This window comes from Burkholderia aenigmatica, assembly GCF_902499175.1.
Lineage (GTDB): Bacteria > Pseudomonadota > Gammaproteobacteria > Burkholderiales > Burkholderiaceae > Burkholderia > Burkholderia aenigmatica.
In genome coordinates this window covers 40,809-57,669 of sequence record NZ_CABVQC010000042.1, presented here as the reverse complement: position 1 = coordinate 57,669, position 16,861 = coordinate 40,809, and the positions used below count along the sequence as shown (strand labels likewise).

Annotated in this window: 19 protein-coding genes; 7 read left to right on the top strand and 12 right to left on the bottom strand. The window is 68.3% G+C overall.

Annotated elements, in window-relative coordinates:
* Positions 1-129: 129 nt before the first annotated feature.
* Positions 130-1,161 carry an AraC family transcriptional regulator gene (locus tag BDO18943_RS26560; RefSeq protein WP_175024684.1) on the top strand — a complete coding sequence of 344 codons (1,032 nt, stop codon included), beginning with the start codon at positions 130-132 and terminating at the stop codon, positions 1,159-1,161.
* A 55-nt stretch (positions 1,162-1,216) separates the two neighbouring features.
* The gene (locus tag BDO18943_RS26555; RefSeq protein WP_175024683.1) at positions 1,217-1,726 is read left to right on the top strand and encodes a GNAT family N-acetyltransferase; all 510 of its coding nucleotides are present in this window, start codon (positions 1,217-1,219) and stop codon (positions 1,724-1,726) included.
* 16 nt (positions 1,727-1,742) lie between these two features.
* Here BDO18943_RS26555 and BDO18943_RS26550 read toward each other — a convergent pair whose 3' ends face one another.
* The 3 genes from BDO18943_RS26550 to BDO18943_RS26545 form a co-directional block, all read right to left on the bottom strand.
* On the bottom strand, positions 1,743-2,696 hold the full coding sequence (locus BDO18943_RS26550; RefSeq protein ID WP_175024682.1) for a leucyl aminopeptidase: 954 nt from the start codon (positions 2,694-2,696) through the stop codon (positions 1,743-1,745).
* A 58-nt stretch (positions 2,697-2,754) separates the two neighbouring features.
* Positions 2,755-2,877 (bottom strand): hypothetical protein, encoded by a 123-nt coding sequence (locus BDO18943_RS42995; RefSeq protein ID WP_006766865.1) that lies wholly within the window; start codon positions 2,875-2,877, stop codon positions 2,755-2,757.
* Positions 2,878-3,281: 404 nt separating this feature from the next.
* Complete coding sequence (locus tag BDO18943_RS26545) at positions 3,282-3,737, bottom strand: Lrp/AsnC family transcriptional regulator (protein ID WP_175024681.1); 456 nt, start codon at positions 3,735-3,737, stop codon at positions 3,282-3,284.
* Between the two features lie 117 nt (positions 3,738-3,854).
* Here BDO18943_RS26545 and BDO18943_RS26540 point away from each other — a divergent pair, with 117 nt between their 5' ends.
* Both BDO18943_RS26540 and BDO18943_RS26535 read left to right on the top strand, forming a co-directional pair.
* Positions 3,855-4,400 (top strand): RBBP9/YdeN family alpha/beta hydrolase, encoded by a 546-nt coding sequence (locus BDO18943_RS26540; RefSeq protein WP_175024705.1) that lies wholly within the window; start codon positions 3,855-3,857, stop codon positions 4,398-4,400.
* A gap of 226 nt (positions 4,401-4,626) precedes the next feature.
* Positions 4,627-5,895 carry a YbfB/YjiJ family MFS transporter gene (locus BDO18943_RS26535; RefSeq protein WP_175024680.1) on the top strand — a complete coding sequence of 423 codons (1,269 nt, stop codon included), beginning with the start codon at positions 4,627-4,629 and terminating at the stop codon, positions 5,893-5,895.
* Positions 5,896-5,915: 20 nt separating this feature from the next.
* Here the strand turns inward: BDO18943_RS26535 and hpaC are convergent, their stop codons facing one another.
* A complete protein-coding gene (gene hpaC / locus BDO18943_RS26530; protein WP_175024679.1) occupies positions 5,916-6,461 on the bottom strand; it encodes a 4-hydroxyphenylacetate 3-monooxygenase, reductase component in 546 nt (181 codons plus the stop codon).
* A 353-nt stretch (positions 6,462-6,814) separates the two neighbouring features.
* Here hpaC and BDO18943_RS26525 point away from each other — a divergent pair, with 353 nt between their 5' ends.
* Positions 6,815-7,447: a response regulator transcription factor gene (locus BDO18943_RS26525; protein WP_043178278.1), complete on the top strand. Its 633-nt coding sequence runs from the start codon at positions 6,815-6,817 to the stop codon at positions 7,445-7,447.
* 46 nt (positions 7,448-7,493) lie between these two features.
* Here BDO18943_RS26525 and BDO18943_RS26520 read toward each other — a convergent pair whose 3' ends face one another.
* The 5 genes from BDO18943_RS26520 to BDO18943_RS26500 form a co-directional block, all read right to left on the bottom strand.
* Complete coding sequence (locus BDO18943_RS26520) at positions 7,494-8,237, bottom strand: SDR family NAD(P)-dependent oxidoreductase (protein ID WP_175024678.1); 744 nt, start codon at positions 8,235-8,237, stop codon at positions 7,494-7,496.
* Positions 8,238-8,296: 59 nt separating this feature from the next.
* Positions 8,297-9,421, bottom strand: coding sequence for an amidase (locus BDO18943_RS26515; RefSeq protein ID WP_175024677.1), 1,125 nt, complete (start codon positions 9,419-9,421; stop codon positions 8,297-8,299).
* Between the two features lie 38 nt (positions 9,422-9,459).
* The gene (locus BDO18943_RS26510) at positions 9,460-9,981 is read right to left on the bottom strand and encodes a nuclear transport factor 2 family protein (protein ID WP_175024676.1); all 522 of its coding nucleotides are present in this window, start codon (positions 9,979-9,981) and stop codon (positions 9,460-9,462) included.
* A gap of 8 nt (positions 9,982-9,989) precedes the next feature.
* Positions 9,990-10,367 carry a hypothetical protein gene (locus BDO18943_RS26505; RefSeq protein ID WP_011356094.1) on the bottom strand — a complete coding sequence of 126 codons (378 nt, stop codon included), beginning with the start codon at positions 10,365-10,367 and terminating at the stop codon, positions 9,990-9,992.
* 101 nt (positions 10,368-10,468) lie between these two features.
* Positions 10,469-11,662 (bottom strand): acyl-CoA dehydrogenase family protein, encoded by a 1,194-nt coding sequence (locus tag BDO18943_RS26500; RefSeq protein ID WP_175024675.1) that lies wholly within the window; start codon positions 11,660-11,662, stop codon positions 10,469-10,471.
* A gap of 166 nt (positions 11,663-11,828) precedes the next feature.
* On the opposite strand from BDO18943_RS26500, the gene BDO18943_RS26495 reads away from it, so the two are divergent.
* Positions 11,829-13,382: a sensor histidine kinase gene (locus BDO18943_RS26495; protein WP_175024674.1), complete on the top strand. Its 1,554-nt coding sequence runs from the start codon at positions 11,829-11,831 to the stop codon at positions 13,380-13,382.
* 44 nt (positions 13,383-13,426) lie between these two features.
* On the opposite strand, the gene BDO18943_RS26490 is transcribed toward BDO18943_RS26495, so the two are convergent.
* The 3 genes from BDO18943_RS26490 to BDO18943_RS26480 form a co-directional block, all read right to left on the bottom strand.
* Positions 13,427-13,813 (bottom strand): 2-hydroxymuconate tautomerase family protein, encoded by a 387-nt coding sequence (locus BDO18943_RS26490; RefSeq protein ID WP_175024673.1) that lies wholly within the window; start codon positions 13,811-13,813, stop codon positions 13,427-13,429.
* A 71-nt stretch (positions 13,814-13,884) separates the two neighbouring features.
* Positions 13,885-14,388: an aromatic-ring-hydroxylating dioxygenase subunit beta gene (locus BDO18943_RS26485; protein WP_175024704.1), complete on the bottom strand. Its 504-nt coding sequence runs from the start codon at positions 14,386-14,388 to the stop codon at positions 13,885-13,887.
* Positions 14,385-15,668 (bottom strand): aromatic ring-hydroxylating oxygenase subunit alpha, encoded by a 1,284-nt coding sequence (locus BDO18943_RS26480; RefSeq protein WP_175024672.1) that lies wholly within the window; start codon positions 15,666-15,668, stop codon positions 14,385-14,387. The genes BDO18943_RS26485 and BDO18943_RS26480 overlap by 4 nt, the downstream gene beginning before the upstream one ends.
* Positions 15,669-15,807: 139 nt before the next feature.
* Between BDO18943_RS26480 and BDO18943_RS26475 the strand changes: the two genes are divergently transcribed.
* Positions 15,808-16,728: a LysR family transcriptional regulator gene (locus BDO18943_RS26475; protein WP_043178263.1), complete on the top strand. Its 921-nt coding sequence runs from the start codon at positions 15,808-15,810 to the stop codon at positions 16,726-16,728.
* The last annotated feature ends 133 nt before the right edge of the window (positions 16,729-16,861 follow it).

The following is a 16,861-nucleotide window of genomic DNA, read 5'->3' as shown; positions in this document are numbered from 1 at the left end:
GGCGATGGGGTCGTTCGGATGACGACTGGATGACGCCGATGGTGCTGCCCGCATGGGAAAACACCAATGCTGCTTCGGGACAATTGTTTTAGTATTTGGGCCAAATTGGCGCTTCGAGGGTTTCTCCGCATGAGCTTCTGGGATTTCACCCGGAGTCCGGCCAGCGCCCGGCTGCTGGTCGATTTCGGCGACGAACGCGGTGTGCCGCACACGACGCTGCTGGCCGGCACCGGGCTCGCGGACGCGCAGCTCGACGATCCGAAGGTCGAGGTGACGGCCGCGCAGGAGCTGCGGCTGACCGGCAACCTGCTGCGCGCGCTCGGGCGCGCACAGGGCCTCGGCTTCGAGGTGGGCCAGCGCTACCATTTCTCCGCCTACGGCGTGTGGGGCTACGGGCTGATCGCCAGCGCGAGCGCACGCGACGCGCTCGCGCTGGCGATGCGCTTCCTGCCGCTCACCTATGCGTTCACCGTCATCACGTACCGTGAGGAAGACGGGACGTGCGTGCTCAGTTTCGGCGCGCCGGAACTCGATGGCGCACTGAGCCGGTTCCTCGTCGAGCGCGACATGGCGGCCGCGGCCGTGCTGCTGCAGGAAATCGGCGGCGACGCTTTCGCGTTGTCGCGCTTCACGGTGCAGGCGACGCGTGTACCGTCCGCGCCGGTGCCGCGCATCGCCGGCGTCGAACCCGCTTTCTCGGCGCGCGCGAACAGTCTCGCCTTCGACCGCGTGTTTCTCGACCGGTTGCTGCCGCATGCGAATCCGCTGACGGTGTCGATGTGCGAGCAGATGTGCGGCCAGCTGCTCGACGCGCGACGCGCGCGGGTGGGCACGGCGGAGATGGTGCGCCAGTACCTGACCGCGACACCCGGCTCCGCGCCGTTCTCGCTCGAGGACATGGCACGGCTGATGAACACGAGCCCGCGCACGCTCAAGCGCCGGCTGCAGGAGGAGGGCACGACGTTCCGGGCGCTGCTCGCGCAGGCGCGCGGCGCGATGGCCGAGACGCTGCTCGGCGACGCGCGCCTGTCGCTCGCGGAGGTGGCCGAGCGGCTCGGCTTCAGCGACCTGTCGAGTTTCTCGCAGGCATTCAAGCGCTGGTACGGCGTGCCGCCGGGCGCGTATCGCAGCGCGGCGCAACGGGACAGCGGCCGTCCGTGAATCACGGTACGATCGCTGGCGTTCCTGCCGACATTCCAATCACGAGAGACACCGCATGATCACGATTCGCCCGATGACCGACGACGATTTCCCGCGCTTCTGGCCGACCTACCGTGCCATCGTCGCTGCTCAGGAAACCTATGCATTCGATCCGGCGTCGACACCCGAGGCGGCGCGCGCGCTGTGGCTCGACGCGCCGCTCTGCACGTGGATCGCCGAAGAGGGCGGCGTGGTTCTTGGCTCGTACTACCTGAAGGCGAATGCGGCCGGCCCCGGCAACCACGTGTGCAATTGCGGCTACATGGTGAGCGAGGCCGCGCGGGGCCGTGGCGTGGCGCGCCTGATGTGCGAGCACTCGCAGCAGGTCGCGCGCGAGCGCGGCTTCCTCGCGATGCAGTTCAATTCGGTGGTGTCGACGAACGAGGTGGCGGTCGCGTTGTGGCAGAAACTGGGATTCGACATTGTCGGCCGCCTGCCGCGTGCGTATCGTCACGCGCGGCTCGGCTTCGTCGACTGCCTCGTGATGTACAAGTGGCTCGGCGACACGGCGGCCGCCGACGCCTGAGCACGCCGCGGCTTCGTCAGACGGTGAACCCGCCGTCGAACACGATCCGCTCGTCGAGCGCGAGCGTGCCGCGCGCGAAGATCAGGTCGAGGTGGTGGCTACCGTTTTCGCCGCCGCCCAGCCCGAGGTGCAGGCCCGGATGACGTTCCTCGAATCCCGCGTTGCGGCCGTACAGCCCGCGAATCCCGAGGTTCGTGCCGATGCCGAATTCCTCGATTCGCCGGTGATTCGCATGGCGGTCGAGATAGGTCGTGAAATCGCGCCGGAAGCCTGCGTTGTCGGTGTCGAAATCGACGATCGTGCTGTTCTCGACATGTAGTGTGGCCAGTTGTTCGGCCACCTTGTACTTGATCGCGAACGGCACGGTGCCGAGAAACGTGCCGCTGAACACGACCGAGCCGTTGAGATCGGTGACGTGTGTTGCGATCTCGCCGGGTACGACGTCGAGGTTGCCCATTCCATCCACGCTCGTCCATTTCTGATCCGGCGCGAGCGAGCCCGCCAGCGTGTTGCCGGTTTCGTCGATGAAGCGGATCCGCGATGCGCGCGCGGCCGCGTCGATCAGCCGGCCGTTGCGTGCCGCGATGTCGTCGAGCGATTCGGCGAATGCTTCGTCGAGATGCGGGCCGTAATCCTTGAACAGCACCGACTTGCTCCAGTGCTCGACGATCGCGGGGCGGATCGCGGCGAGGAACGGCGGCCCGCTCGGCGACGGCGTCGGCAGGCACGACGAGTCGTACAGCAGCACGAACAAATCGGCGCGATCGAGCGCGGCGGCGATGTCGGCGGGCGGGGTGCTTTCGAGGCAGAGGGGCGTGGCGTCGAGCGAGTCGGGCAGGGTGGAAAACGCGCGCAACGCAATGTCGCGGTTGCGGGTGTCATGGCCGACCAGCAGTTTTCCCGACTCGCCGCGCGCCAGCTTGTCGCGCAGCGCGGGGTGGAAGCCCAGCGCACGGTGCAGGTTCAGCATGCGTGTCTCCGGAAACGGCGGAAGGGCCGCGGCCCTTCCGCGAGAACGGGTGGCCCGCTCAGACCGGCCAGAGCGCGGTGCCGAACGGCACCACGGCGTCCTCGACCATCATGTCGACGGCCTCGGGGTGCGTGTCTTCCTGCATCCAGTCAAGCAATTCGATCTGCTGGGTGTCCTGCATGTCAATTCTCCTGTGGTGAACATGAGCGATTCAACATGAAAGCGCGGCTAAACATTTGCCACTCCTCATCAGGCATTTCGTGAATGCCGGGCGAGTGGCGTTGATATTAGTCCGACGAATTGGTGAATGCAATGCGTTGCAAGGTTTTTAGCCGAGGCGTGCTAAACACGGGAGATTGGCGGGTCGCGTGCCGTAAAACACGGATAAAGCGCATGACGGATTCGATGTCATTTTTTCAGTGACACGAATCGGAATCGACGCATTGCATGCGGCGATTTTTCATTGGGAATTCAATCGCCGAGATCGTCGCGAGCGGTGTCGTTCGCGGCGAGCAAGCGTGCCTGCGCGCGAACGCGTCGCCGGTCATCGGCGGCGCGTTGGCGGCCCGAGGCCCGCTGCCCGCGTCAACCGAGCAGCGCCTTGCCGAGTGGCTTGGCCGGCTCGGACCGCAGCACCAGCGACGTCGTGACCGCGCCGAAGCGGGCAATCGCATCGACGATGGTTTCCAGTTGTCCCGGTGTCGGCACCAGGACCTTCAGCAGGAAGCAATCCTCACCGGTCATCCGGTGGACCTCGATCACGTGCGGCATCTCGGCGAATGCGCGTAGCGCAGGCTTGATGTGTTCGTGCGTCGTCTTCAACCGGATGATGGCCATCATTCCCAACCCCAGCGCGGCCGGATCGATTCGTGCGCCGTAGCCCGCGATGATGCCGCGCTCTTCCAGGCGCTTGACGCGCTCCGACGTGGCCGGCTGCGACAGCCCGATGCGCCGGCCCACTTCGGACAGCGGCATCCGCGCATTTTCCTGTAGCGCCTCGAGGATCGAAAGATCCAGGCGATCGAGCTCTCCGTTCGACATGTCCGCGTTCCCGCTCCGTTGATTCATCGGCATATTGTCTCAATATCCGATGATTTGCCATTCCCGGCCGGTATCCGGCAGGCCAGACTGCGAGCTCGCTTATTCATGGAGACGGAGATGGACCAGACGATCGTGATCGTGCCGGGGATCGGCAACTCGGGACCGGATCATTGGCAGAGCCACTGGGAGGCTGCACTTCCGGGCGCCATCCGCATGGCGCCTGCGTCATGGGATGCGCCCGACCTGCGTGACTGGATGGCGGCGCTCGATGAAGCCGTTGCGCAAGCCGCGACGCCGCCGGTGTTGATCTGTCATTCGCTGGGTTGCCTGCTGTTCGCGCACTGGCGTGCGGCGTCGACGCGCGTCGCGCGCGGCGCATGGCTCGTTGCGGTGCCCGATCCGGGCGGCCCGCGTTTTCCGGCCGCGGCCAACGCATTTGCGAATGTGCCGGATGGCGATTTCGGTGACGTGCCGGTGCTGGCGATCGCCAGTTCGGATGACGGGTACGACCCGTCCGGGCGCGGCATTGCGTGGGCAAGCGAGCGTGGTGCGACGCCGTTGCAGCTCGGCCCGCGTGGCCATCTGAATACGGAGGCGGGATTGGCGGAATGGCCCGAGGGACGTGCGTTGTTCACCGCCTTCATGACGGGATTGCGGGGGTAGCGCGGGCAGGTGGCCGACGTGCACCCGCGATGGTTGGCAGCGGGCGAGGCATGGACGATCCGGCTGCTGCGGCCGGGTTCCGGTTGCCAGCGCATGCTCGCCTGCGACGGCTCAAGTATGATCGTTCGACAGAATCGGAAGCCTCGACAGTCGGGATTGCCGCGTGCGGAACACAGGTTCCGCCGTCACGACTTGCCGCGGCTTCGAACGACCAAGGAGACACGCGATGCGCGCAGCGCCGCAACCGGAGCATGCCGGCCCGTCGCGGCCGGACCCCGGCGCGACCAGCACCTATCCCGACCGTGACCCCGATCGCATGGCCGCGTGGCGGCTCGCGATCGGCCTGTCGCTCGGCAGCGCGATCGCGCTCGGCCTCGCGCGCTTTTCGTACGCGCTGCTGCTGCCGCCGATGAAGGCCGATCTCGGCTGGACATTCGAGCAGGCCGGCGCGCTGAACACCGCGAACGCGGCCGGCTACCTGGTCGGTGCACTCGCGTTTCCGTTGCTGTCGCGGCGCTGGCGAGCGGGCTCGCTGCTGGCGGCCGGATGCGTGCTGACCGCGTTGCTGATGGCCGCGTGCGGGGTCACCTCCGGCATGCACGCGCTGCTCGTGCAGCGGCTCGCGACCGGCGTCGGCAGCGCACTGATCTTCATCAGCGGCGGCGTGCTGGCCGCGCGGCTCGCGTCGGCGTCGCCGCGCGATGCAGGGCTGCTGCTCGGGCTCTACTACGGCGGCACGGGATGGGGCATCGTCGCATCGTCACTGCTCGTGCCGGCCACGCTGACGCAGGGTGTCCATGGCTGGCAGCCCGCGTGGTTCGCGCTCGCGTGCGCGTGCGTGCTGTTCTCGGCAGTGGCCGTGTCGGCCGCGCGCTGCATCGAGCGCGTACATGCGGCACCGACCGCACCGCGCGACGGCGCGGTGCCGGCCGCGACCGCGAGCCCCGTGCGCTTCGCACTCGCGCTGGCCGGCTACGGCCTGTTCGGCGTGGGCTACATCGGCTACATGACGTTCATCGTCGCGCTGCTGCGCGGCGCGGGGATGAGCGGCACGGTGGTCGCCGCGTTCTACGTGATGCTCGGCGTCGCGACCGTCGTGTCGGCGCGGCTGTGGTCGGGGCTGCTCGACCGGACGCGCGGCGGCCAGGCGCTCGCGGTGCTCAACGCGCTGCTCGGCATCGCGACGCTGATGCCGGCGGTATTCGTGCATCCGGTGGCCGCATTTGCGTCGGGCGTGCTGTTCGGCGCGACGTTCCTGTCGGCCGTCGCGTCGACGACGGCCTTCGTGCGCCACAACCTGCCGCCCGACGGCTGGGCGAAAGGGATCAGCGCGTTCACGACGGTCTTTGCGTTCGGGCAGATCGCCGGGCCGGTCGCGATCGGCTGGGTGTCGGACAGCGCGGGGCTCGCGCGCGGGCTCGTGTATTCGGCGCTGACGCTGTTCGCGGGCGCCGCGCTTGCGGCCGGGCAGCGCGCGTTGCGGGCCGCCGCGTAGTCACGCGCGACACGCGCCATTCACCGCACGCAGGCCGTGCGCGACACGCGATGAAACGCACGGCTGAAGTAGATCAGGCTGTCGCCGTCGTCGCGTACGCGGATCGACGTCGCCTCGATGAACATCACCGAATGCGAGCCGACTTCCTTCATGTCGGCGATCGTGCCCTGCAGGCTCGCGAGCGCGTCGCGCAGCACGGGCACGTCCTGCTCGCCGCGATCCCACACCGGCAGATCGAAGCGCCGTTCCATCGACAGGTCGGTGAGCCCCGCGAAATGCCGCGCAAGTTGCTCGTGTTCGGCTGGCAGCACGTTGATGCAGACATGGCGGTTGCGTTCGAACGTTGCACGCATCGCGCTCGACCGGTTGAGGCACACGAGCAGTGTCGGCGGCGTGTCGGTGACGGAGCACACGGCGCTCGCGGTGATCCCGCAGCGGCCGTGCGGCCCGGCGGTGGTGATCACGTTGACGGCCGCGCCGAGGTGGGCCATTGCCTGGCGGAAGGCCTTCTGCGCGTCGGTCGGTTCGACGCGAGCCGGTCGCTGGATATCGGTCGTGGAAGGCATGGGCGCTCCTGAGTGGACGAAAGCGGCGGTCGTGCGGCGCTGCCGGTGCAGCGCCGGATCGCCGACGATGATCCAAGCGTACGTCGCGAAAATGCCGGCGACCATTCGCACGATTGACGATGGAGATGGCGTTCTCGCCAACGCGTCTAAAGGTTCTACCTAGATGCGCGGCGCGGCGCGCGAAAAAAATCGAGATTGCACGTCCGTGCGGCCCGTGAAGGGGTTTTCAGCGGGTTTTCGGCTCGTTATGATGTGCCGCACACCCCCAGCGAACGACGCGCGCGACGAGCCGGCAACCGGCCCCGTATGCGGCGCGTGCGATACCCATACCGATATTCAGTGAGACACCCGCGATGACGTCACCCGCACCGATCGTATACATCGTCGACGACGACAACGGCATGCGGACGTCGCTCGCGTGGCTGCTCGAATCGGTCGGCATCGCGTCCGAAGGGTTCGCGAACGCCACCGATTTTCTCGCGCGCTTCGACGTGAACCTGCCGGCGTGCCTGGTGCTCGACGTCCGGATGCCGGAGAAGAGCGGCTTCGACGTGCAGGCGGAACTGAACGCACGCGGCGCGACACTGCCGGTGATCTTCGTCAGCGGACACGGCGATATTCCGATGTCCGTGCGTGCGCTGCAGAACGGCGCGATCGATTTCGTCGAGAAGCCGTACAACTCGCAGCAGATGCTCGAGCGCGTGCAACGCGCGCTGCGGCTCGCGCAGCAGCGGCATGCGGTCAGCCAGCGTCACCGCGAGCTGCGCCAGCGGCTCGATGCGCTGACCGCGCGCGAGAAGGAAGTGCTGCGCGGCGTGGTGGACGGCAAGGGCAGCAAGCAGATCGCGTCGGATCTGTCGATCAGCGTGAAGACCGTCGACGTGCATCGCGCGAGCATCAAGGAGAAGCTCGGCGCGACGTCGATCGCCGCGCTCGTGCGCGACGTGATGGTCGTGTGGGGCGACGACGGCGAGTCGTCGCGATAGGGCCTCGCCGGCGCTTCGGCGAAGCGCTGCACGCAGCGCTCGACGCTCAGCGCATGTACAACCCGCCGTTGATGTCCCAGCACGCGCCGTTCGCGAAATGCGCGTCGCCCGACGCGAGCAGCACGGCGGCATCCGCAACGAAACTGGCCGAGCCGAGCTTGCCGCCCGGCAGGCTCGCGAGCACCTGGCGCAGCTTCTCCGGCGCGACGCTTTCATAGACGATCGGCAGATCGAGCGGGCCCGGCGAGATCGCGTTGACGGTCACGCCTTGCGCGGCGAGGTCGCGCGCGAACACCTTGGTCAGCGTCAGCGTGCCGCCTTTCGCGGCCGCGTAGTGCGCGCCCGTTGCAGAGCCGCCGTTCTGCCCGGCGAGCGACGCGATGTTGACGATACGGCCCGCGCCGCGTGTCGCGAAGAACTGGCCGAACACCTGACAGCCGAACAGCACGCTGCGCAGGTTCACGTCGATCACCTGGTCGAACTGCTCGGCCGTGATCTCCATCGCGGGCACGACCTTCGATGCGCCCGCGTTGTTCACGAGCACGTCGACCGTGCCCCAGCGCGCGACGAGCGCATCGCGCGCGGCTTCGAAATCGCGTTTCGACGTGACGTCGAGCGGTAGCGCGATCGTACGTTCGCCGCTCGGGTCGAGTTCGCGCGCATGCGCCTGAATGGCGTCGGCGGCGATATCGGCCAGCGCGACGCGGTAGCCGGCCGCATGAAAGCGTTCGGCGATGACGGCGCCGAGCCCGCGCGCGGCGCCGGTGACGAGGACGACTCGGTCTGACATGGTGCGTATTTCCCTGGTTCGCGGGCGCATGCAGCGTGCCGCCGCGCCCGCATCGTGATTCATGCGGCGAGTGCCGCTTCGAAGTGTGCCGCGATTGCGCAGACCTGCTCGTCCGCGCCCTTGCGTCCGACGATCTGCAGGCCGGCCTTCAGCGGCGAACCGGCCAGCGGCAGCGGCAGGCTGAGCGCCGGATGGCCGCTCAGGTTGAACGGCCGGATCAGCGACGACATCGCGATCACCGATACGCCGTCGCGCGCCTGCTGCAGCGTGATCGGCAGCGCGGGCAGCGTCGGCAGCACAAGCACGTCCGCGTGTTCGAGCGCGGCGTCGACCTGCGCGGTGAAGCGCGCGCGGACGGCTTCGGCTTCCGCGAGGGCGGCAGGTGTCGTCGTGGCGGCCGTGCGCAAGCGCGCATCGAGATCGGCGCCGAGCTGGCCGGTCGCGACCAGATGGCCGAACGCGCGTGACGTTTCCGCGTTGATCACGGTGAGCCCCGCCGCGAATGACGCGGGCATTTCGTCGAGCACGACCGCGTGCGAACGCAGGCCCGACGTGCGCACCGCCGCGTCGAGCGCGGCGGCGATCGCCGGATCGGCGTCGACCGTGATGTGCGCGACCGTGCAACCCGTGGCAGAGGCCGCCGCTTGCGCGCGATCGAAGCCCGGCGCGATCGCGGCCATCACCGCGACCAGCGTGCGGATCTCGCGGGCGAACGGCCCGACGCAATCGAGCGTGGTGACGGCCGGGGCGACGCCGCGCCGCGACACGCGGCCGAACGTCGGCTTCAGCCCGGCCACGCCGCAGCAGGCGGCCGGCCCGCGGATCGAGCCGCCCGTGTCGGTGCCGAGCGCCGCGTCGACCGTGCCGAGCCCGACGAGCGATGCGGAACCGCTCGACGAGCCGCCCGGAATGCGCGTCGCGTCCTGCGGATTGACGGGCGTGCCCGTGTAGTCGTTGATGCCGGTCATGCCGAACGCGAGCTCGTGCATGTTCGCCTTGCCGGCGATCTGCCAGCCGGCGTCGAGCAGCAGGCGGACGACGTCCGCGTGTTGCTCCGCCGGCGGTGCATCGGCGAGCGCGCGGCTCGCCGCGCGGGTCGGATGGCCCGCGATGTCGATCGTGTCCTTGATCGCGATCGTGGGGCCGGGGCCGCCGAGCGTAAAGGTGTCGATGAAGCCTGTCATGGTCGGTATCGTGAGCAAGCGTTGGAAAGCATCGGGAATCAGGACCGCGGCGCGGCAGCGAGCGGCCACGGGCCGTCGAGCACGCGTTCGGTGCGGAAGTGGTGGATCAGCCAGGTCGAACCGTCGCCAGCTGGCGCGAAATCGACGGTCAGCCGCGCGGCGATCAGCTCCGCCGTGCCGTCGGCATAGCGCGACGCCTGCAGCATGATCCAGCGGCCGCGCGCGCTCGCGTTGCCGGCGCCGATCTCGATCGACTCCGAAGTCAGGAAATGCAGGTTGGCCGAGAAATGCGGATCGGGCGGCAGGTAGCGGCCCAGCATCGCGATGATCGCGGCCGTGCCTTCGAGGCGGCCGAACTTGTGCGCGTACTGCGGGCCGATGCCTTCCCACACGGCATCGGCGGTGAACAGCTCGGCGAGCGACGGGCCGTCGCCGGCATCCTCGGGCACGTCGCACAGCGCCATGTAGCGCGTGATCGTTACACGCACCGCGCGCTCGGCGTCGAGCGCTGCCAGGCGCTGTGCGAGCGCATCGATCAGGCCGGGAGACAGGTCGGTCATCGCGCGCCTCATGCGGCGGGCTTCGCGGCCGGCGGCACCGTCAGCGCGCGGCCGACGCGCGCTTCGATCTTGCCGTAGCGCCACAGGTTGTATTCGCCGACCGGCGTCGTGCGGTACAGGTTGCACACGGCGACCGTCGTGTCGAAGTCGGCGACGTCGGCCATGATGTAGAAGGTCCACGGCGCGCCGTCGGCCTGGCCGACCACGAGGCGGTCGTCGTCCATCACGCCGAGCACGCGCACGCCGGGCATCGCTTCGACGGCCGCGAGCATCGCGCCGTATGCCTGCCACACTTCACCGATCTTCTCGCGCGGCAGGTCGAAGAAGTTTTGCGACACGCCGCAGCAGAACAGGACGCGCAGCGGCAGCGGATTCGAATCGGACATGTGAGGTTCTCCAGAGGAATCGATCGGTCGCATGAGCCGGCCGGCGAGGGCGCTTCGGCATCGGCTCCATGCGTGTTCAAAAAAGCGTCGGTTGACGCAGGTTACAGATAGCCGGGAAACGGCGTGACGCCGGTAAATACCGCGCCCGCGCCGTCGAAGTTGCCTTCGCCGAGAAACGCGTGTTGCGTGACGACCATGGCATCGCGCAGCAGCCGCTGCAGCGGGTGCGTGCGGTAGATCGCCGCCGTGCCGCCGAGGCGGTACGCGCGTTCGACGACGCTCGCGCCTTCGCGTGCGATCTGCGTGGCCGCGAGCCGCAGCAGGCTGACCTGGTCGGGCGTCACCGGGTTGCCGGCGAGGATCGATTGCCACACGCCGTCGGTCGCGTCGTAGAAGAACGCGCGCGCCGAGCGCAGTTGCGCCTCGGCTTTCGCGAGTTCGATGCGGTAGTACGCGCGATCGGCGAGACGCGGTGCGCCGGTCGTCGTCTGCCGGCCGCCCGACATCCGGTTCACGACGTCGAGCGCCGCGCGCGCGAGGCCGAGGTTCACGACGGCGAGCACCTGCGCCGCGTACGCGACGGTCGGGTAGCGGTACAGCGGCTCGTCGACGGTCGGCTCGCCGCCGCGCACGAAGGTCCATGCTTCAGGCACGAAGCGGTCGTCGACGCGCAGGTCGTGGCTGCCGGTGCCCTGCATGCCGACCACGCTCCAGTTCTCGACGATCTCGACCTGGTCGGCGCGAAACACGGCCGTGCGCGGCTTGTTCGGCGCGGCGTCCTGTGCGCCCGGCACGGCGATGCCGACGCCGAGCCAGTCGGCGCCCTTGCAGCCGCTCGCGAATTTCCACGTGCCGTTCACGCGCCAGCCGCCCGGCGCGGGCTGGGCCGGCTGCACCGGAAACAGGCCGCCCGCGAACACCTGGTCGGGGCCGCTCGCATACAGCTCGGCCTGGGTCTCGAGCGGCAGCGCAGCCAGATAGACGTTCGCGGAGCCGAAGCTCGCGACCCACGCGGCCGAACCGTCGGCGGTCGCGATCCGTTCGATCATGTCGAGGAACGCGGTCGGCGCGAGCGCATCGCCGCCGAAGCGGCGCGGCGTGCCCGCGCGATAGATGCCGGCCTGCTTGAACAGCGCGATCACGTCGCGCGGCACGTGCGACAGGCGGTCGAATTCTTCGCGGCGCGCGGCGACGGTCTCGATCACGGCGTCGAGCGGCGACAGCCGGGTGGCCGGTTCGCTGGCCGCGTGGGGGGCGCTCGATGCGGAGTCGAGGGCGAGGGCGGCGTGGGGCATGGCTGTCTCCTGGGGCGGATTGGGGTTCGAATTCGGGATGGCATGCATGCCGCGCGGAATGCGACACGACGATGCAACCAGTCTAGAAACGCCGAAAACGCGCAGCAATTGGTGCGTTGGGCCGTGCGACTGGTGACGTTCCGTGCCGCACTAAAGAAATCTTCAGATGCGGGCGGCGCGCGCCGGTGCTATGTTGGGTTTCCGGTCGCGCGATGCCGCGCGGCCTCATCCGAAGCCGATCATGAGTTTCCCCGACGAAGACGATTTTCACCGGCTGCTCGACGCGCTGACGACCTGCGTGCTGCTGCACGACGCGCATACCAAGGCAATCGTGTGGGCGAACCGCGCCGCGTGCATCGCGCTCGGTTTTTCCGTCGAGGAACTGCTGCCGCTGAAGGCGCCGGACATGACGCGCCCCGAACCGAAATACCAGCGCGAGATCGCGGTGAGTGCGTGGGATCGCGCGCTCGTCGACGGGCCGCAGGTGTACGAGTGGTGCTACCGGTCGCGCACGGGTGTCGACATGCTGTCCGAGGCGACCGCCACCTACGTGCCGCTGCGCGGGCGCGACGTCGTGATGGTGCAGTTCCGCGACATCAGCGCGGAAGAGGCGGTGCGCCAGCAACTGCGCCGCTACGAGGCGCGGCTGCGCGAGTTCATGCAGGATCTCGACGAAGGCATTGCGGTCGTCACGCCGCACGGCGGCGTGCAGTTCATCAGCGAGTCGGGCCGCCGCGTGCTCGGGCTCGCGCCCGACGAAGCGCTCGGCGAGGTGCTCGACTATTGCTCCGAGGCCGATCGCGACCGGCTCGTCGCGCAACTGCGCGATGCGCCGTCCGCGTATCCATCCGCGCCGCAGCGCTACCGGATCGTGCGGCGCGATGGCTCGACGTGCTGGCTGCGCATCCTGTGCCGGCAGGTCGAGATCGAGGACGATCTCGACGGGCTGCTCGTGCAGTTCCGCGACGTGAGCGACGAAGTCGCGATCGAGGACGCCCGCCGCGCCGAAGCACGCATGCTCGAACACGCGGGCCGTTACAACGCGATGGGCGAGATGGCGAGCGTGATCGCGCACGAGCTGAGCCAGCCGCTCGCGGCCGTGCGCAATTTCATCGAGGGCGCGGTGCAGCGGTTGAACGGGCGCGGCGCGATCGACGACGCGATCTGGGGGCTGCGCAGCGCGGACCGTCAGGCCGAGCATGCGGCGCTGATCATCAAGAGCGTGCGCGAGTTCATCGTGAAGCGCGAGCCGGTCGTCGCGCTCGCCGACCTGCGCGACATCCTTGCGGACGTCGCGTATTTCATCGAGCTGCGCGCGAAGGAGGCTGGCGTGACGGTTGCGATCGTGCAGGCCGATGCGCCGCTGCCGATCCGCTGCGAGCGTGTGCTGATCGGGCAGGTGATCCTGAATCTCGCGTTCAATGCGATCGAGGCGTTCGCCGGTTGCGAACGTGTGCCGCGCACGCTGACGCTCGGCACTGCGAACGTGGCCGGGCATGCGGAGCTGCGTGCGATCGACAACGGCCCGGGCATCGCGGCCGGCGCGCACGACCGGCTGTTCGACGGCTTCTCGTCGTCGAAGGCTGGCGGCAACGGAATCGGGCTGTCGCTGTGCAAGAGCATCGTGACGCGCCACGGCGGCCGGATCGGCGCGAGCCCGGCCGACGGCGGCGGGCTCGATTGCCGCGTGACGCTGCCGCTCGCCGGCGCGCGCGTGTAGCCGCTGCGTCGCGTCACGGCCGGGCAGCGACGCGCGGCGCACGATCAGCGCCCCAGCGCCCGCGCGGTCTGGCCGCCGATGCCGAAGTCGGTGTTCGGAATGTCCTTGATGATCACGCGCGTGGCCTGCAGCGGTGCATCGAGCACGTTCGCGCCGGCGTCGGACAGCGCGGCGATCAGCGCGCGCTTCTGTTCATCGGTGCGGCCGGCGATCAGGATCGCGACGATCACGGGCAGCGACGGCGGTGCGCCGTCCGCGGCGCTGCGGCCGCCGAGGCCGATGTGTGTCGCGGGCAATTCGGTCAGCAGCACGCGCACCGATTCGATCGGTGCGCCGATCGAATCGACGGTCGCACCGGTCAGCCGGGCAATCAGTTCGGCCTTGCGGGCATCGTCATGGCCGGCCGGCAGGAAAACTTCGAGTGTGGGCATGGTCGTCCGGAAAGGTGAAGGTGACCGGTTCACCTTTGCGCTTGCAGCGGTGAAGGTGAACCGGCCGTGGCTTACAGCAGGAAGCCGATTGCGCTGAGCGCTTCGGTCGAGTCGATCAGGCGCACGACCTTTTCGGCGATCCGCATCTCGCCGTCGGCGTCGACGTGCAGCCTGTGCGTAACGTCGGCCGCGAACAGCGTCGCGACGCCGCGCTTGTACGCGACGACGACCTGCGCCGATTTCAGTTCGACGGTGTCGGCGCTGCCGCTTTCCAGCGTGAAGCGCGACACGGTGCGCACCGTGCGCGCTGCGTCGGTCGCCGACGCCGAATAGCCGGACACCATCCGCTGCACGCGCTTCTCGCGCATGTCCTGGTCGTCGAACACGTAGTTCAGCGTCGCGGCGAAGTCGGTCGCGTCGGGATCGATCGGCACCACGTAATGGCCGGCCGGCTCCCACAGGTCGAGCCATGCGCGATAGTCGCGGCGGTCGAGCATCTCGGCTTCGCGCCACACGAATTCGACCGCGCGGGCGAAGGTCTGCTCGGAAAAGAGGGCGTTGCGGTCGTCCATTATTGTTGCTCCATCATCTTGCGCCATTGCTGGTAGGCCTCGCGCATGCCGGTCTCGTCGGTCGCATGCGCGGTCTTTTCGCCGTTCGCGGCGGTCGTCTCGCGGTTCAGCCCGCGATTCACGAGGATCGGCACGTCGGGGCCCGCGTGCGCGCCGCGTTGGACGCGTTCCCACGCTTCTGCGTCGTCGGGGCTGCCGAAGCCGAACGGGCCCTGGAAGTGCTCGTGAATGCGCAACCGCTCGCGGTTCGCTTCGTCGGGGCCGCCGTCCATCGCGAGCGCGACGTGGCGGATCTCGGTTTCGTTCGCGGAGATCGGCCGCAGCACGCGGAAGAACGCCATCGACAGCGCGAGGTTCGGGAACAGGTTCAGGTTGAAGCCGACGCCCATCAGCGAGCGCACGATGCGACGCACTTGTTCCGGCGTGTGGCGCTCGGCGAGCTTCGCCGCGAGCGGCGCGAAGCGCTCGGGCAGCGGCGCACCGTCGTCTTCGTCGAGGTCGATCAGCTCGGGCATCAGCACCGCGAGGCTGTGGCCGTTGCCGAGCCCGCGGCAGAACGCGTCCTCGCTCGTCATGAAGCTCGTGATCGCGGCGGCCGTCTCGTCGTCGATCGACTTCATCCACGACTTGTGCACGACCGGGAAGTGATAGAGGTCGGTCGTGTTCTCGAGCTGGATCTTCCAGTTGCCCTTGAACTTGAACTTGTGCTCGCCGTTCGCCTTGATCGGGTAGCCGGCGCCCTGTTTCATGAACAGGTCGATCCACGGCTTCGCACCGCCGAGGAAATCCTCGAGCGATTCGATGTCGTCGTTGAAGCTCGCGAAGATCAGCCCCTGGTACACGCCGACGCGCAGCTTCACGAGCGGCAGGTCGCCTTTCTCGCACACGCCTTCGTAGCCGTCGCCGTACGGCAGCGCGCGCAGTGTGCCGTCGAGTGCGTACGACCAGCTGTGATACGGGCACGTGAAGCCCTTCGCGTTGCCCTTGTGCGATTCGCATACGGTCGCGCCGCGATGGCGGCAGCGGTTCTGCAGCACGTTGATCTCGCCGGTCTTGTCGCGCACGACGATCACCGGCTGGCGGCCGATCGTCGTCGTGATGAAGTCGCCCGGGTTCGGCAGCTCGCTTTCGTGCGCGACCCAGATCCAGGTGCGGTAGAAGATGCGGTCGAGCTCGGCTTCGAACAGCGCGGGATCGTGATACATCGCGGGTGCGATGCGGTCGGGTTGCGCGAGACCGTGCAGCGCGCTGGTGTCGATCGTCTGGTAGGAAATGTCGCTCATCGTCGTGTGGGGGAAAGAGTCGCGAAATCGGGCCGCGTCGCGCGCGGCATTGAGGACTCAGTCTCGTCTTCCGCCATATATCCGTCAAATTGATCTAAAATTGGTTAATCAATAAATACGGCAAATGATGGAGGCTCCGATGACATCGGTCGATCATCTCGATCTGAACCTGTTGCGCGTATTCCAGGCGATCGTCGAGGAACGCAGCCTGACGAAGGCCGGCGAGCGGCTCGCGCTGTCGCAGCCGGCCGTCAGCTATTCGCTCGGCCGGTTGCGCACGCTGTTCGACGATCCGCTGTTCGTGCGTACGCGCTCGGGCATGCAGCCGACGCCGGTCGCGCTCGAGCTCGCGGGCATCGTCGGCAAGGCGCTCGACATGGTGCGCGTGGCGCTGCGCTACGCGGAGCGCTTCGATCCGGCCACCAGCACGCGCACGTTCCGGCTGTCGCTGTCGGATGCGGGCGAGATGGCGTACCTGCCGGCGATCTGCCAGGCGCTGCGCGAGCGCGCGCCGCGCGTGACGCTGAGCGTGCAGCCGCTGCCGGTGGAGGAGATCGAGGAAGCGCTGCGTGCGAGCCGGCTGGATTTCGCGATCGGCAACCTGCCGGAACTGATGCCGCGCACGCGCCACCAGGTGCTGTTCGAGGAAACCTATGTGTGCATGACGGGCCGCCGGCGCGGGTTGCCGAGCGGCGCCGCGCTGAGCCTCGACCAGTTCGTGCGCGCGGCGCACGTCAACGTGAAGTCGGTCGAGCACAGCCACCACGCGCTCGACGATGCGCTGCGCACGCAGGGCGTGGGCCGCAACATCGCGCTCGAAGTGCCGCACTTCGTCGCGCTGCCGAGCGTGCTGTCGGTCACCGATCTCTATGCGACGCTGCCGAAGCGGCTCGCGCAGATCCTGAACCGCGACAATGCGTTTCGCCTGTATGACCTGCCCGTCACGTTGCCGCCCGCGCCGGTGACGATGCACTGGCACGAGCATTTCCATGAGGACGAGGGCAACGCGTGGATGCGCACGCTGCTGGTCGAACTCGTCGAGCGGTTCGATGACGCGTGATCCATGAGGCGGAGGGCAATGCGTAGGTGCGCGCGTTGTCGGCCGAGATCGGCGAGCGATTGGGCGACTCGTGGCCCCACGAGGTGAGGGCAACGCATGGATGCGCACGCTGCTGATCGAGTTCGTCGAGCGG

Excerpts from the sequence above, each read along its gene's own strand:
- BDO18943_RS26560 (WP_175024684.1), top strand. The coding sequence starts at position 130 with ATGAGCTTCTGGGATTTCACCCGGAGTCCGGCCAGCGCCCGGCTGCTG.
- BDO18943_RS26555 (WP_175024683.1), top strand. The coding sequence starts at position 1,217 with ATGATCACGATTCGCCCGATGACCGACGACGATTTCCCGCGCTTCTGG.
- BDO18943_RS26550 (WP_175024682.1), bottom strand. The coding sequence starts at position 2,696 with ATGCTGAACCTGCACCGTGCGCTGGGCTTCCACCCCGCGCTGCGCGAC.
- BDO18943_RS42995 (WP_006766865.1), bottom strand. The coding sequence starts at position 2,877 with ATGCAGGACACCCAGCAGATCGAATTGCTTGACTGGATGCAGGAAGAC.
- BDO18943_RS26545 (WP_175024681.1), bottom strand. The coding sequence starts at position 3,737 with ATGTCGAACGGAGAGCTCGATCGCCTGGATCTTTCGATCCTCGAGGCG.
- BDO18943_RS26540 (WP_175024705.1), top strand. The coding sequence starts at position 3,855 with ATGGACCAGACGATCGTGATCGTGCCGGGGATCGGCAACTCGGGACCG.
- BDO18943_RS26535 (WP_175024680.1), top strand. The coding sequence starts at position 4,627 with ATGCGCGCAGCGCCGCAACCGGAGCATGCCGGCCCGTCGCGGCCGGAC.
- hpaC (WP_175024679.1), bottom strand. The coding sequence starts at position 6,461 with ATGCCTTCCACGACCGATATCCAGCGACCGGCTCGCGTCGAACCGACC.
- BDO18943_RS26525 (WP_043178278.1), top strand. The coding sequence starts at position 6,815 with ATGACGTCACCCGCACCGATCGTATACATCGTCGACGACGACAACGGC.
- BDO18943_RS26520 (WP_175024678.1), bottom strand. The coding sequence starts at position 8,237 with ATGTCAGACCGAGTCGTCCTCGTCACCGGCGCCGCGCGCGGGCTCGGC.
- BDO18943_RS26515 (WP_175024677.1), bottom strand. The coding sequence starts at position 9,421 with ATGACAGGCTTCATCGACACCTTTACGCTCGGCGGCCCCGGCCCCACG.
- BDO18943_RS26510 (WP_175024676.1), bottom strand. The coding sequence starts at position 9,981 with ATGACCGACCTGTCTCCCGGCCTGATCGATGCGCTCGCACAGCGCCTG.
- BDO18943_RS26505 (WP_011356094.1), bottom strand. The coding sequence starts at position 10,367 with ATGTCCGATTCGAATCCGCTGCCGCTGCGCGTCCTGTTCTGCTGCGGC.
- BDO18943_RS26500 (WP_175024675.1), bottom strand. The coding sequence starts at position 11,662 with ATGCCCCACGCCGCCCTCGCCCTCGACTCCGCATCGAGCGCCCCCCAC.
- BDO18943_RS26495 (WP_175024674.1), top strand. The coding sequence starts at position 11,829 with ATGCGGGCGGCGCGCGCCGGTGCTATGTTGGGTTTCCGGTCGCGCGAT.
- BDO18943_RS26490 (WP_175024673.1), bottom strand. The coding sequence starts at position 13,813 with ATGCCCACACTCGAAGTTTTCCTGCCGGCCGGCCATGACGATGCCCGC.
- BDO18943_RS26480 (WP_175024672.1), bottom strand. The coding sequence starts at position 15,668 with ATGAGCGACATTTCCTACCAGACGATCGACACCAGCGCGCTGCACGGT.
- BDO18943_RS26475 (WP_043178263.1), top strand. The coding sequence starts at position 15,808 with ATGACATCGGTCGATCATCTCGATCTGAACCTGTTGCGCGTATTCCAG.